This window comes from Streptomyces sp. NPDC005004 (assembly GCF_053600675.1).
This window is the reverse complement of the sequence record NZ_JBSGAH010000019.1, coordinates 14246-26979: the sequence shown is the minus strand read 5'-3', so window position 1 is coordinate 26979 and position 12734 is coordinate 14246. Positions and strand designations below refer to the sequence as shown.

The following is a 12734-nucleotide window of genomic DNA, read 5'->3' as shown; positions in this document are numbered from 1 at the left end:
GGCATCCCACCCGGGTGGCCCACCCCTCTCGTACGTCCCGCACCCCACCCGTCCCCGCACACCCCGCACCTCCTTCGCACCGCACGGCACTTCACAGCACTTCACGGCAGAACGGCACTAGGCGACGAATGCCCCAGCACACCTCCGGGTCCGACCGGGCGGCGATCCCCCCAGCCGCCCGCGACGGTGGCGGCGCGCGGCCGCCCGCTCCCTCGACACTCGACGAGCTGTGGCGGTCGTACAAGGCGACGGGGGACGACCGGCTGCGGGAGCAGTTGATCCTGCACTACTCGCCGCTGGTCAAGTACGTGGCCGGCCGGGTCAGCGTCGGTCTGCCGCCCAACGTCGAGCAGGCGGACTTCGTCTCCTCCGGGGTGTTCGGGCTCATTGACGCGATCGAGAAGTTCGACATCGACCGTGAGATCAAGTTCGAGACCTACGCGATCACCCGCATTCGGGGCGCGATGATCGACGAACTGCGGGCGCTGGACTGGATCCCCCGCTCGGTGCGGCAGAAGGCGCGCAACGTCGAGCGCGCCTACGCCACCCTGGAGGCGCGGCTGCGGCGGACGCCGAGCGAGGGCGAGGTCGCCGCCGAACTGGGCGTCGAGGTCGAGGAACTGCACGCCGTCTTCAGCCAGCTCTCCCTGGCCAACGTGGTCGCCCTGGAGGAACTGCTGCACGTGGGCGGCGAGGGCGGCGACCGGCTCAGCCTCATGGACACCCTGGAGGACACCGCCGCCGACAACCCGGTGGAGGTGGCCGAGGACCGAGAGCTGCGCCGGTTCCTCGCGCGGGCGATCAACACGCTGCCCGACCGTGAGAAGACCGTGGTCACGCTCTACTACTACGAGGGGCTCACCCTCGCCGAGATCGGCAACGTCCTCGGCGTCACCGAGAGCCGGGTGAGCCAGATCCACACCAAGTCCGTGCTCCAGCTCAGGGCCAAGCTCGCGAGCTTCGGTCGCTGACGATCTCCCCCAGGGAGCGGCGGGTCCGTAAAGTGGTGGGGTGCCAAGGATTCGAGCGGCCTCCGTGGCCGAGCACCGGTCGATGCAGCGAGCCGCCCTGCTGGACGCGGCTCGGACCCTGCTGTCCGAGGGCGGCACGGAGGCGCTGACCTTCCCCGCCCTGGCCGAGCGCACGGGACTCGCGCGCTCGTCGGTGTACGAGTACTTCCGGTCGCGGGCCGCCGTGGTCGAGGAGCTGTGCCAGGTCGACTTCCCCGTCTGGGCGGCCGAGGTCGAGGCCGCGATGGCCGGGGAGCCGTCCGCCGAGGGCAAGGTCGAGGCGTACGTGCGCAGCCAGCTCGCGCTGGTCGGGGACCGGCGGCACAGAGCCGTGGTGGCGATCTCCGCGAGCGAACTGGACGCCGGGGCACGTGAGAAGATCCGCGCCGCGCACGGCGGCCTCGTCGCGATGATCGTCGAAGCGCTCGGGCACCTGGGCCACGCGCAGCCCCGCCTCGCCGCGATGCTGCTCCAGGGCGTGGTGGACGCGGCCGTACGCCGTATCGAACTGGGCGCCGCCGAGGACCCGGAGGCGATCACTGACGCCGCCGTGGCCATGGCCCTGCGCGGCGTACGGGGCTGATCCGGGGCCTTCCCGCCGCCCCGCTTCTCCACGGACCCCGGGGCTCAGGCGGGCACCGGCACCCCCAGCACCGGCAGCAGTCTCGACGGACCCCGGTCCAGCAGCCACGGCGGCAGCAGGTCCAGGGGGTTCAGGTAGGTCTTTCCGCGCAGCAGACCCCAGTGCACGCACGCCTGCGCGCAGTGCGGGCCTGCCGTCCGCGCGACCGTGCCCACCACGTCCCCCGCCTCCACCCGCGCGCCCTTCTCCACCGAAGGGGTGACCGGCTCGTACGTCGTCCGCAGGTCCGTACCCGCCAGTTCCACCGCGACGACGCCCCTCCCGGCCACCGGGCCCGCGTACGACACCCGGCCGGGCGCCACCGCCCGCACCGGTGCGCCCGGGGGCGCGCCCAGGTCGACACCCCGGTGGCCCCGGCCGTAGACGGAGACGGGCGGTTCCCAGCCGCGCAGCACGGCGGGACGGGTGCCGACCGGCCAGACACGAGTGGCCTTCGGGACCGGCGCGCCCTCCTTGGACGGCGGCCGGGGAACCGGTTCCGGGACGTCCGCCCAGGCCGTCGGGGCGAGCGCGGCCAGGACCGCTCCCAGGGTCAAAGCCATCCACAACGTCACATACCGCCGTACTCGTCGCATGGGAGAACCCTGCCGCTTTCCGGCCGATCCCGGCGCGAACTGTGGACGGCCGCGCGGTTGTGGACAGGGGCGTCACCCGGTGCCCTGCCCGTCCCGTACACTTCTTACGGCGATCCGGGTCACCGGGTCGACTTCGCACGCCCCGGTACGAGGCCGGTCACCCGACTCGTATCAGCGCCCCTCGGTCCTTCGCGGCTGGGCGCACGCGGGCGTCAGGCGCGACCGCCGTCCGGCGGACGCGGCACAACCGAGAATCTCAAGGAGATGGCCATGGCCGTCGTCACGATGCGGGAGCTGCTGGAGAGCGGCGTCCACTTCGGTCACCAGACCCGTCGCTGGAACCCGAAGATGAAGCGCTTCATCTTCACCGAGCGCAACGGCATCTACATCATCGACCTGCTCCAGTCGCTGTCGTACATCGACCGCGCCTACGAGTTCGTCAAGGAGACCGTCGCCCACGGCGGCACGGTCATGTTCGTCGGCACGAAGAAGCAGGCGCAGGAGGCCATCGCCGAGCAGGCCACCCGCGTCGGCATGCCCTACGTCAACCAGCGCTGGCTGGGCGGCATGCTCACCAACTTCTCGACCGTCTACAAGCGTCTGCAGCGCCTCAAGGAGCTCGAGCAGATCGACTTCGAGGACGTCGCCGCCTCCGGTCTGACCAAGAAGGAGCTGCTGGTCCTCTCCCGCGAGAAGGCCAAGCTCGAGAAGACCCTCGGTGGTATCCGCGAGATGCAGAAGGTGCCCAGCGCCGTCTGGATCGTGGACACCAAGAAGGAGCACATCGCGGTCGGCGAGGCCCGGAAGCTCAACATCCCGGTCGTCGCCATCCTCGACACCAACTGCGACCCCGACGAGGTCGACTACAAGATCCCGGGCAACGACGACGCCATCCGCTCCGTCACCCTGCTCACCCGCGTGATCGCCGACGCCGTCGCCGAGGGCCTCATCTCCCGCTCGCGCGTCGCCACCGGTGACAAGGGCGAGAAGGCCGCCGCCGAGCCGCTGGCCGAGTGGGAGCGCGACCTCCTCGAGGGCGAGAAGAAGGACGAGGCCGTCGAGGCCGCCGCCGAGGCCCCCGCCCCCGACGCCAAGGTCTCCGAGGCCGTCGAGGAGGCCGCCGCCGAGGTGGCCGAGGGCGAGCAGGCCTGACCCACGGTGCTGACGGTGGGGGCGGCATGAACCCCGCCCCCGCCGGTCACCCGTAGGCCGACATGACGCCCGCGACCCGGCCGCACGCCGGTCGCGGGCCCGTGCGGATCTCCGATCTTTCAAGACTCCAGAAAGACTCACAGACTCATGGCGAACTACACCGCCGCCGACGTCAAGAAGCTCCGTGAGCTCACCGGCGCCGGCATGATGGACTGCAAGAAGGCTCTGGACGAGGCCGAGGGCAACGTCGAGAAGGCCGTCGAGGCGCTGCGTATCAAGGGCCAGAAGGGCGTCGCCAAGCGCGAGGGCCGCTCCGCCGAGAACGGCGCCGTGGTCTCCATCATCGCCGACGACAACTCCTCCGGCGTCATCGTCGAGCTGAAGTGCGAGACGGACTTCGTCGCCAAGGGCGACAAGTTCCAGGCCGTGGCCAACACCATCGCCGAGCACATCGCCAAGACGAACCCGGCCGACCTCGAGGCGCTGCTCGCCTCCGAGATCGAGCCCGGCAAGACCGTCCAGGCGTTCGTGGACGAGGCCAACGCCAACCTCGGCGAGAAGATCGTCCTGGACCGCTTCGCGCAGTTCTCCGACGGCTTCGTGACCGCGTACATGCACCGCACGATGCCCGACCTGCCCCCGCAGATCGGTGTCCTCGTCGAGCTGGACAAGCCGAACGCCGACGTCGCCAAGGGCATCGCCCAGCACATCGCCGCTTTCGCGCCGAAGTACCTCTCCAAGGACGAGGTCCCGGCCGAGGTCGTCGAGACCGAGCGTCGCGTCGCCGAGGAGACCACCCGCGCCGAGGGCAAGCCCGAGGCCGCGATCTCCAAGATCGTCGAGGGTCGTCTGAACGGCTTCTTCAAGGACGCCACGCTGCTCGGCCAGCCGTACGCCCTGGACAACAAGAAGTCGGTCCAGAAGGTCCTGGACGAGGCCGGTGTCACCCTGAAGCGCTTCTCGCGCATCAAGGTCGGCATCTGAGTCCGTACCGCGCTCGACGCGAGACCCGGATAGGGTCGACAGCAGTCGTCCGCGTACACCGCCGGCCGGGCGTGTGACGGACGGCAGCAGATCTGACGAGGAGGCCATTGCCGCGCAAGGGAGCGAGAAGCGACCCCACCGGCAATGGCCTTCTTCGTATGTGCACCACGTGAAAGACGGGATTCCCCATGACCACCAAGGCCCAGAAGAGCGACGACGGCAAAGTTGGCGGCCGGTTTCTGCTGAAGCTGTCCGGAGAGGCCTTCTCCGGAGGTGGGGGCCTCGGCGTGGACCCGGACGTGGTGCACAAGATCGCCCGTGAGATCGCCGCCGTCGTGCGCGACGGCGCCGAGATCGCGGTCGTCATCGGCGGCGGCAACTTCTTCCGCGGCGCCGAGCTGCAGCAGCGCGGCATGGACCGCGCCCGCTCCGACTACATGGGCATGCTCGGCACGGTCATGAACTGCCTCGCCCTCCAGGACTTCCTGGAGAAGGAGGGCATCGACAGCCGCGTGCAGACCGCCATCACCATGGGCCAGGTCGCCGAGCCGTACATCCCGCTGCGCGCCGTGCGCCACCTGGAGAAGGGCCGCGTGGTCATCTTCGGCGCCGGCATGGGAATGCCGTACTTCTCCACCGACACCACCGCCGCCCAGCGCGCCCTGGAGATCGACGCCGAGGCGCTCCTCATGGGCAAGAACGGCGTGGACGGGGTCTACGACTCCGACCCCAAGACCAACCCGGACGCCGTCAAGTTCGACGCGCTCGGCTACGGCGAGGTCATCACCCGCGACCTCAAGGTCGCCGACGCCACCGCGATCACCCTCTGCCGGGACAACCGCCTTCCGATCCTCGTGTTCGAGCTGCTCGCCGAGGGCAATATCGCGCGGGCCGTCAAGGGTGAGAAGATCGGCACGCTCGTGGGTGACCAGGGCAGCCGGGACTGACCGGCACTCCCCGCCCAGGGGCGCGACTTGTCCGGGTGCCGGACCGGACGCACCCTGGCCGGGGGATGGACAATGTCCTGCCGGTGGGGAACCGTGCAGGATGCAGACGCGACGCAGCCGGCCGCCGCCCGATCGGGGAACCGCAGCCGGGCCTTACTCAAGACACGCAGGAGCAAGTGGTGATCGAAGAGACCCTCCTCGAAGCCGAGGAGAAGATGGAGAAGGCCGTCGTGGTCGCCAAGGAGGACTTCGCCGCGATCCGCACCGGGCGTGCGCACCCGGCGATGTTCAACAAGATCGTGGCCGACTACTACGGGGCCCCGACGCCGATCAACCAGCTGGCCTCGTTCTCCGTGCCGGAGCCGCGCATGGCCGTCGTGACGCCGTTCGACAAGAGCGCACTGCGCAACATCGAGCAGGCCATCCGCGACTCGGACCTGGGCGTCAACCCCAGCAACGACGGCAACATCATCCGTGTGGTGTTCCCCGAGCTGACCGAGGAGCGCCGCCGCGACTACATCAAGGTCGCCAAGCACAAGGCCGAGGACGCCAAGGTCTCGATCCGCTCCGTGCGCCGCAAGGCCAAGGACGCCATCGACAAGCTGATCAAGGACGGCGAGGTCGGCGAGGACGAGGGCCGCCGCGCGGAGAAGGAACTCGACGACCTGACCGCGAAGTACGTCGCGCAGGTGGACGAGCTTCTCAAGCACAAGGAAGCGGAGCTGCTCGAAGTCTGATGAGCGACTCTTCCTGGGGGGCGCCGCCGCAGGCGGGGCAGGCCGGCTACTGGGGGCCCACCGACGGTGGGCCCGCCCAGGGGGCTGTCCCGGCGGGTCCGGCGTACGACGGGGCGTTCGCCCCGCAGCACGGCAGCCCGTATCCGAGCCTTTCGCAGAATCCGGAGCCCATGCCCGACTCCCCGCAGCCGGCGCCCGCGCCGCAGAAGAAGAGCGCGGGCCGCGACCTGAGCGCGGCCATAGGGGTCGGCGTCGGACTCGGCGCGGTGATCATCGCGTCCCTGTTCGTCGTCAAGGCCGTGTTCGTCGGCGTCGTCGCGGTCGCGGTGGTCGTCGGGCTCTGGGAGCTGACCAGCAGGCTCCGCGAGCGCAAGGAGATCAACGCGCCGCTCGTGCCGCTCGCGGTGGGCGGCGCGGCCATGGTGATCGCCGGGTACGCGCGCGGGGCCGAGGGTGCCTGGGTCGCCATGGCGCTCACCGCGCTCGCGGTCCTGGTCTGGCGGATGACACAGCCGCCGGAGAACTACCTCAAGGACGTCACGGCAGGCGTCTTCGCCGCGTTCTACGTGCCGTTCCTGGCCACGTTCGTCGCACTGCTGCTCACCGCGCACGACGGGGCCTGGCGGGTGCTGACCTTCCTGATACTCACGGTGGTCAGCGACACCGGCGCCTACGCGGTCGGCTGGCGCTTCGGCAAGAAGAAGCTCGCCCCGCGCATCAGCCCCGGCAAGACCCGCGAGGGCCTGGTCGGCGCGGTGCTGTTCGCCATGGTCGCGGGCGCACTGTGCATGCAGTTCCTGATCGACGACGGCGCCTGGTGGCAGGGTCTGGTCCTGGGCCTCGCGGTCGCCGTGAGCGCCACGCTGGGCGACCTCGGCGAGTCCATGATCAAGCGAGACCTCGGCATCAAGGACATGGGCACCCTGCTCCCCGGCCACGGGGGCATCATGGACCGCCTGGACTCCCTCCTGCCGACGGCTCCGGTGGTGTGGATGCTGATGGTGGCGTTCGTGGGGTCCTGACCGGACATCCGCCGAACGGCCTCGGCGGGCCCCGTCCTGACTTCAGGACGGGGCCCGCCGCCGTATCCGCCCCGGTCAGGGCACCTCGTACCGCTCCAGCGCGCGGGAGACGGGCTCACCGGTGCGGCGCGCGTGGTCCAGGCGTTCGCGGACCTCGCGCAGGGTGCGCGGCCGGTATCCGGGACCACTGCCGCAACAGCACTGGCGAAAGGTCAGCCCCGCGTTCAGCACCACGGTGAGAACCCGCCAGCCCTCGGTGTCCCGCTTGGCAGGTGCGGCGTAGGCCGACCCCGCGTACAAGAGATCACCGGCACAGCGCGGGCAGACCCGCCGCCCGGCGTCGGGGTACGGGCGCAGCTTGTACGACACCCTGCAGTCCAGGCAGACGTACGACACGTTCGCGGGCATCGCCCCAGGCTAGGGCGCTGCCGGTCGCGGGCCAACGGGGTTTCCGCAGCGGAGGGCGACGGCGTAAGGCGTCGCTATTGGATCTGAGACACTGGTACCACCATGCCCAAGCCCGGAGAACTCACTTTTGTCGCGCCGCGCGGAGCCAAGAAGCCGCCGCGGCATCTTGCCGATCTCACGCCTGCCGAGCGCAAGGACGCTGTCGCGGAGGCCGGGGAGAAGCCGTTTCGCGCCAAGCAGTTGTCGCAGCACTACTTCGCGCGGTTCGCGCACGACCCGGAGCAGTGGACCGACATCCCCGCCGGGTCCCGCGCCAAGCTGCAGGAGGCGCTGTTCCCCGAGCTGATGTCGGTCGTCCGGCATCTGTCGACGGACCAGGGGACGACCCGCAAGACCCTGTGGCGGCTGTTCGACGGCACGCTCGTGGAGTCGGTGCTGATGCGCTACCCGGACCGGGTGACCATGTGCATCAGCTCGCAGGCCGGGTGCGGGATGAACTGCCCGTTCTGTGCGACCGGGCAGGCCGGCCTCGACCGGAACCTGTCCACCGCCGAGATCGTGCACCAGATCGTGGACGGGATGCGGGCGCTGAGGGACGGGGAGGTCCCGGGTGGGCCCGCTCGGCTCTCCAACATCGTCTTCATGGGGATGGGCGAGCCGCTCGCCAACTACAAGCGGGTCGTGGGGGCGATTCGCGCGCTCACCGATCCCGCCCCCGACGGGCTCGGGCTGTCGCAGCGCGGTATCACCGTGTCGACGGTCGGGCTCGTCCCCGCGATCCACCGCTTCGCGGACGAGGGCTTCAAGTGCCGGCTCGCGATCTCCCTGCACGCCCCCGACGACGAGCTGCGCGACACCCTCGTCCCCGTGAACACGCGGTGGAAGGTGCGCGAGGTACTGGACGCCGGATTCGAGTACGCGGAGAAGTCGGGTCGCCGGCTGTCCATCGAGTACGCGCTGATCCGGGACATCAACGACCAGGCGTGGCGCGGTGACCGGCTCGGACGGCTGCTCAAGGGCAGGCCCGTCCACGTCAACCTGATCCCGCTGAACCCGACCCCCGGCTCCAAGTGGACCGCCTCCCGTCCCGAGGACGAGAAGGCGTTCGTGGAGGCCATCGCCGCGCACGGCGTTCCGGTGACCGTGCGGGACACCCGGGGCCAGGAGATCGACGGGGCGTGTGGTCAGCTCGCCGCCACCGAGCGGTAACCTGGGCCGGTCGTACAACGCCATACCTGCACAACTTCATACGCGTCATACATCTGCATATTCCGACAGGGGAGCGCCACAGCGCTGAGAGTGCGGCACCAAGGCCCGCAGACCCTCTGAACCTCGCCCAGGTCATTCTGGGTAGGAAGTTCGGTCATCACTCAAGCTGTTGTGCCCTGCCCGGCCTCCGTCCGCGGAGACCGGGCAGGGCCGCGTCTCTTCCTGGCCAGACCCAGGAGGAACATCCAGTGCACACCAAGACCCTCGTGGCCGCGGCGGTCGGCCTCGGCCTGGTCACGCTGTCCGCGTGCGGCTCCACCGGATCGACCGGCTCCGCCGGCACCGGGCACGCCGCCGACACCAGGACCGTGACCCTGGTCAGCCACGACTCGTGGGCCGCGTCCAAGAGCGTCATCCAGGACTTCGAGAAGCAGTCCGGCTACAAGGTCCGCGTCCTCAAGGACGGCGACGCCGGTCAGGCCGTCAACAAGGCGATCCTCACCAAGGACCACCCCCAGGGCGACGTCCTCTTCGGCGTCGACAACACCCTGCTCTCCCGCGCCCTCGACAACGGCCTCTTCCAGCCGTACGCCGCCAAGGGCCTCGACCAGGTCGACGCCGCCTTCCGGCTGGACGGCGCCAAGCACCGCGTCACGCCCGTCGACTACGGCGACATCTGCGTCAACTACGACAAGGCGTACTTCGGCAAGCACAAGCTCACGCCCCCGCGGACCTTCGCCGACCTCGCCGACCCGAAGTACAAGAACCTCCTGGTCACCGAGAACGCCTCCACCTCCTCGCCCGGCCTCGGCTTCCTGCTCGGCAGCGCCGCCCGGTACGGCGACAAGGGCTGGGAGGGGTACTGGAAGAAGCTCAAGGCCAACGGCGTGAAGGTCGTGGACGGCTGGGAGCAGGCGTACTACCAGGAGTTCTCCGGCTCCTCCGAGGGGAAGAAGGCCGGCGGCGACCGCCCGCTCGTCGTCTCCTACGCCTCCTCGCCGCCCGCCGAGGTCATCTACGCCAAGAAGCGTCCCTCGACCGCCCCGACCGGCGTCTCCGAGGGCACCTGCTTCCGGCAGACCGAGTTCGCCGGGCTGCTGAGCCACGCCAAGAACCCCAAGGGCGGCAAGGCGTTCCTCGACTTCCTGCTGTCGAAGAAGTTCCAGCAGGACATGCCGCTGAACATGTTCGTGTACCCGGTGGTCAAGGACGCGAAGGTGCCCGCCGAGTTCACCGAGTACGGGCCCGCCGCCAAGCACCCGGAGAACATGGCGCCCGGCCGGATCGCCGCCAACCGCGACCAGTGGGTCAGCTCGTGGACGTCGCTCGTACTCAAGTAGCCGCGCGGCGGGCAGCCACGCGGCGCGTCCGCGCGAACGCGGCCCGGCTCGGTCTCATGGCCGTGCCGGCCGCGTTCTTCGCGGTGTTCTTCGCCTGGCCCGTGGCCGCGATCGTGCTGCGCGGCCTGAAGGCGGACGGCACCTGGCACCTCGGCCGCGTCACGGACGTGCTCGCCCGCCCCGACATCCGCCATGTGCTGTGGTTCACCACCTGGCAGGCGCTCGCCTCCACCGCGCTCACCCTGCTGATCGCGCTGCCCGCCGCCTATGTCTTCGCCCGGTTCGACTTCCCCGGCAAACAGGTGCTGCGGGCCGTGATCACCGTCCCGTTCGTGCTGCCGACCGTGGTCGTCGGCACCGCCTTCCTCGCACTCGTCGGCCACGGCGGGCTCCTGGACGAGCTGTGGGGCGTACGCCTGGACACCACGGTGTGGGCGATCCTCCTCGCACACGTGTTCTTCAACTACGCGGTCGTCGTGCGCACCGTCGGCGGTCTGTGGGCGCAGCTCGACCCGCGGCAGGAGGAGGCCGCCCGGATGCTCGGCGCCTCCCCGCTGCGCGCCTGGCGGCAGGTCACCCTGCCCGCGCTCGCGCCCGCCGTGGCCGCCGCGGCGCTGATGGTCTTCCTGTTCACCTTCACCTCCTTCGGTGTGGTGCAGATCCTCGGCGGCCCCACCTTCTCCACCCTGGAGGTGGAGATCTACCGGCAGACCTCCGAGGTCTTCGACCTCACCACGGCCGCCGTCCTCACCCTGCTCCAGTTCGCGGCGGTCGGCGCGATCCTCGCCGTGCACGCCTGGACCGTACGGCGGCGCGAGAGCACCCTGCGCCTGGTGGACGCCTCGGTCACCGCCCGCCGTCCGCGCGGCGCCGGGCAGCGGGCGCTGCTCACCGGGGTCCTCGTCACCGTGGCCCTGCTGCTGGTCCTGCCGCTCGCCGTGCTCGTGCGCCGCTCCCTGGACGCGCCCGGATTCGCCTACTACCGGGCGCTCACCGACGCCGACGGAGGCACGTTCCTGACGGCGCCGCTGAACGCCGTGTGGACCTCGCTGGAGTACGCCGTCGCCGCCACCGCCATCGCCGTGGCGATCGGCGGGCTCGCCGCCGCCGCGCTGGCGCGCCGCGACGCGGGACGGCTGGTGCGCGGGTTCGACGCCCTGCTGATGCTGCCGCTCGGCGTCTCCGCCGTGACCGTCGGCTTCGGCTTCCTGATCGCCCTCGACCGGCCGCCGCTGGATCTGCGCGAGTCGTGGATGCTGGTCCCGCTCGCCCAGGCGTTGGTCGGCGCCCCCTTCGTCGTGCGGACCATGCTGCCCGTGCTGCGCGCGGTGGACGTACGGCTCCGGGAGGCGGCCGCGGTGCTCGGGGCGTCGCCCTGGCGGGTGTGGCGGGAGGTCGACCTGCCGCTGGTGCGCAGGGCGCTGCTGATCGCGGCGGGGTTCGCGTTCGCCGTCTCCCTGGGCGAGTTCGGGGCGACCGTCTTCATCGCGCGCCCCGACAACCCGACCCTGCCCGTCGCGGTGGCCCGGCTGCTGAGCCGCCCCGGGGAGCTGAACTACGGCCAGGCGATGGCCCTTTCCACGATTCTCATGGTCGTCTGCGCGGCCGCCCTGCTCCTTCTGGAGCGGGCCCGCGTGGACCGGACGGGGGAGTTCTGATGCTGCTGAGCCTTCGCGAGGCGACCGTACGTCTCGGCGGGCGTCCGGTGCTGGACGGCGTCGACCTCGACGTGGCCGAGCACGAGGTGGTGTGTGTGCTCGGGCCGAGCGGCAGCGGCAAGTCCACGCTGCTCAGGACCGTCGCCGGGCTCCAGCCGCTCGACGCCGGACGGGTGTCGCTCGACGGCCGCGACCAGGCGGGCGTGCCCGCGCACCGGCGGGGCGTGGGCCTGATGTTCCAGGACCACCAGCTCTTCCCGCAGCGTGACGTGGGCGGCAACGTCGCCTTCGGGCCCCGGATGCACGGGGTGTCCAGGTCCGAACGGGACGCCAGGGTAAGGGCGTTGCTGGAACTGGTCGGGCTGCCCGGCTCCGAACGGCGGGCGGTGGCCGGGCTGTCCGGTGGCGAGCAGCAGCGGGTCGCGCTCGCGCGGGCCCTCGCGCCCCGGCCCCGCCTGCTGATGCTGGACGAGCCGCTGGGGCAGCTCGACCGCTCGCTGCGCGAGCGTCTGGTGGTCGAACTGCAGGAACTCTTCGGCCGGTTGGGCACCACCGTGCTCGCCGTCACGCACGACCAGGGCGAGGCGTTCGCCCTCGCCGACCGGGTCGTGGTGATGAGGGACGGGCGAATCGCCCAGTCCGGCACGCCACTTGAGGTGTGGAGGCGGCCCGCCGACGCCTTCGTGGCCCGCTTCCTCGGTTTCGACAACGTGGTGGCGGCGACCGTCACCGACGCGGTCGCGGACACCCCCTGGGGCAAGCTGCCGGTGCCGGAGGGCTCACCGCAGGGCGGCCGCGAACTGCTCGTACGGCCCGCCGGCGTACGGCTGGTGGCGGAGGACACGGGGCTGCCGTGCACGGTGGCCGCGCGCACTTTCAAGGGCACCCATGTCGCGCTGCGGCTGCGGCCCCACGACGGCGGACCTCTGCTGGAAGCCGCCTGCGCGCCGGCCGACGCGCCGCAGACCGGGGCGGAGACCGGCGTGGTGTTCGACGCGTCGGACGTGGTCGTCCTCGGCTGACCGGCGACCGGAACGCGACCGCGGCCC

13 protein-coding genes are annotated in these 12734 nt (G+C 70.8%); 11 read left to right on the top strand and 2 right to left on the bottom strand.

Features of this window, described 5'->3' with window-relative positions; translation table 11 throughout:
- The first annotated feature begins 128 nt into the window (after nucleotides 1–128).
- Nucleotides 129–971, top strand: a complete 843-nt coding sequence (gene whiG / locus ACWEEU_RS24520; RefSeq protein WP_385750578.1) for an RNA polymerase sigma factor WhiG — start codon at nucleotides 129–131, stop codon at nucleotides 969–971.
- Between the two features lie 64 nt (nucleotides 972–1035).
- On the top strand, nucleotides 1036–1593 hold the full coding sequence (locus tag ACWEEU_RS24515; RefSeq protein ID WP_451735031.1) for a TetR/AcrR family transcriptional regulator: 558 nt from the start codon (nucleotides 1036–1038) through the stop codon (nucleotides 1591–1593).
- Nucleotides 1594–1637: 44 nt separating this feature from the next.
- On the opposite strand, the gene ACWEEU_RS24510 is transcribed toward ACWEEU_RS24515, so the two are convergent.
- Nucleotides 1638–2195 (bottom strand): murein hydrolase activator EnvC family protein, encoded by a 558-nt coding sequence (locus ACWEEU_RS24510; protein ID WP_451734966.1) that lies wholly within the window; start codon nucleotides 2193–2195, stop codon nucleotides 1638–1640.
- Nucleotides 2196–2498: 303 nt separating this feature from the next.
- On the opposite strand from ACWEEU_RS24510, the gene rpsB reads away from it, so the two are divergent.
- From rpsB to ACWEEU_RS24485, 5 genes are all read left to right on the top strand, one after another.
- Entirely contained in the window at nucleotides 2499–3380 is an 882-nt protein-coding gene (gene rpsB, locus ACWEEU_RS24505; RefSeq protein WP_385750572.1) for a 30S ribosomal protein S2, read from the top strand.
- A 147-nt stretch (nucleotides 3381–3527) separates the two neighbouring features.
- Nucleotides 3528–4364 carry a translation elongation factor Ts gene (gene tsf, locus ACWEEU_RS24500; RefSeq protein ID WP_385750570.1) on the top strand — a complete coding sequence of 279 codons (837 nt, stop codon included), beginning with the start codon at nucleotides 3528–3530 and terminating at the stop codon, nucleotides 4362–4364.
- Between the two features lie 188 nt (nucleotides 4365–4552).
- Nucleotides 4553–5311, top strand: a complete 759-nt coding sequence (pyrH, locus tag ACWEEU_RS24495) for a UMP kinase (protein WP_385750567.1) — start codon at nucleotides 4553–4555, stop codon at nucleotides 5309–5311.
- Nucleotides 5312–5490: 179 nt separating this feature from the next.
- Nucleotides 5491–6048 (top strand): ribosome recycling factor, encoded by a 558-nt coding sequence (frr, locus tag ACWEEU_RS24490; RefSeq protein ID WP_026248385.1) that lies wholly within the window; start codon nucleotides 5491–5493, stop codon nucleotides 6046–6048.
- A complete protein-coding gene (locus ACWEEU_RS24485; protein ID WP_385750564.1) occupies nucleotides 6048–7070 on the top strand; it encodes a phosphatidate cytidylyltransferase in 1023 nt (340 codons plus the stop codon). Before frr ends, ACWEEU_RS24485 begins: the two co-directional genes overlap by 1 nt.
- Before the next feature lie 75 nt (nucleotides 7071–7145).
- Here ACWEEU_RS24485 and ACWEEU_RS24480 read toward each other — a convergent pair whose 3' ends face one another.
- Nucleotides 7146–7478: a deoxyxylulose-5-phosphate synthase gene (locus ACWEEU_RS24480; RefSeq protein WP_385743177.1), complete on the bottom strand. Its 333-nt coding sequence runs from the start codon at nucleotides 7476–7478 to the stop codon at nucleotides 7146–7148.
- A 102-nt stretch (nucleotides 7479–7580) separates the two neighbouring features.
- Here ACWEEU_RS24480 and rlmN point away from each other — a divergent pair, with 102 nt between their 5' ends.
- The 4 genes from rlmN to ACWEEU_RS24460 all read left to right on the top strand — a co-directional run bounded on the left by rlmN (nucleotide 7581) and on the right by ACWEEU_RS24460 (nucleotide 12707).
- Nucleotides 7581–8687: a 23S rRNA (adenine(2503)-C(2))-methyltransferase RlmN gene (gene rlmN / locus ACWEEU_RS24475; protein WP_385743175.1), complete on the top strand. Its 1107-nt coding sequence runs from the start codon at nucleotides 7581–7583 to the stop codon at nucleotides 8685–8687.
- Nucleotides 8688–8935: 248 nt separating this feature from the next.
- Nucleotides 8936–10027 carry a thiamine ABC transporter substrate-binding protein gene (locus tag ACWEEU_RS24470; protein WP_385743173.1) on the top strand — a complete coding sequence of 364 codons (1092 nt, stop codon included), beginning with the start codon at nucleotides 8936–8938 and terminating at the stop codon, nucleotides 10025–10027.
- A gap of 56 nt (nucleotides 10028–10083) precedes the next feature.
- A complete protein-coding gene (locus ACWEEU_RS24465; RefSeq protein WP_385743171.1) occupies nucleotides 10084–11685 on the top strand; it encodes an ABC transporter permease in 1602 nt (533 codons plus the stop codon).
- The gene (locus ACWEEU_RS24460; protein ID WP_451734961.1) at nucleotides 11685–12707 is read left to right on the top strand and encodes an ABC transporter ATP-binding protein; all 1023 of its coding nucleotides are present in this window, start codon (nucleotides 11685–11687) and stop codon (nucleotides 12705–12707) included. Before ACWEEU_RS24465 ends, ACWEEU_RS24460 begins: the two co-directional genes overlap by 1 nt.
- The last annotated feature ends 27 nt before the right edge of the window (nucleotides 12708–12734 follow it).

Excerpts from the sequence above, each read along its gene's own strand:
- whiG (WP_385750578.1), top strand. The coding sequence starts at position 129 with ATGCCCCAGCACACCTCCGGGTCCGACCGGGCGGCGATCCCCCCAGCC.
- ACWEEU_RS24510 (WP_451734966.1), bottom strand. The coding sequence starts at position 2,195 with ATGGCTTTGACCCTGGGAGCGGTCCTGGCCGCGCTCGCCCCGACGGCC.
- rpsB (WP_385750572.1), top strand. The coding sequence starts at position 2,499 with ATGGCCGTCGTCACGATGCGGGAGCTGCTGGAGAGCGGCGTCCACTTC.
- tsf (WP_385750570.1), top strand. The coding sequence starts at position 3,528 with ATGGCGAACTACACCGCCGCCGACGTCAAGAAGCTCCGTGAGCTCACC.
- pyrH (WP_385750567.1), top strand. The coding sequence starts at position 4,553 with ATGACCACCAAGGCCCAGAAGAGCGACGACGGCAAAGTTGGCGGCCGG.
- ACWEEU_RS24485 (WP_385750564.1), top strand. The coding sequence starts at position 6,048 with ATGAGCGACTCTTCCTGGGGGGCGCCGCCGCAGGCGGGGCAGGCCGGC.
- ACWEEU_RS24480 (WP_385743177.1), bottom strand. The coding sequence starts at position 7,478 with ATGCCCGCGAACGTGTCGTACGTCTGCCTGGACTGCAGGGTGTCGTAC.
- rlmN (WP_385743175.1), top strand. The coding sequence starts at position 7,581 with ATGCCCAAGCCCGGAGAACTCACTTTTGTCGCGCCGCGCGGAGCCAAG.
- ACWEEU_RS24465 (WP_385743171.1), top strand. The coding sequence starts at position 10,084 with ATGGCCGTGCCGGCCGCGTTCTTCGCGGTGTTCTTCGCCTGGCCCGTG.
- ACWEEU_RS24460 (WP_451734961.1), top strand. The coding sequence starts at position 11,685 with ATGCTGCTGAGCCTTCGCGAGGCGACCGTACGTCTCGGCGGGCGTCCG.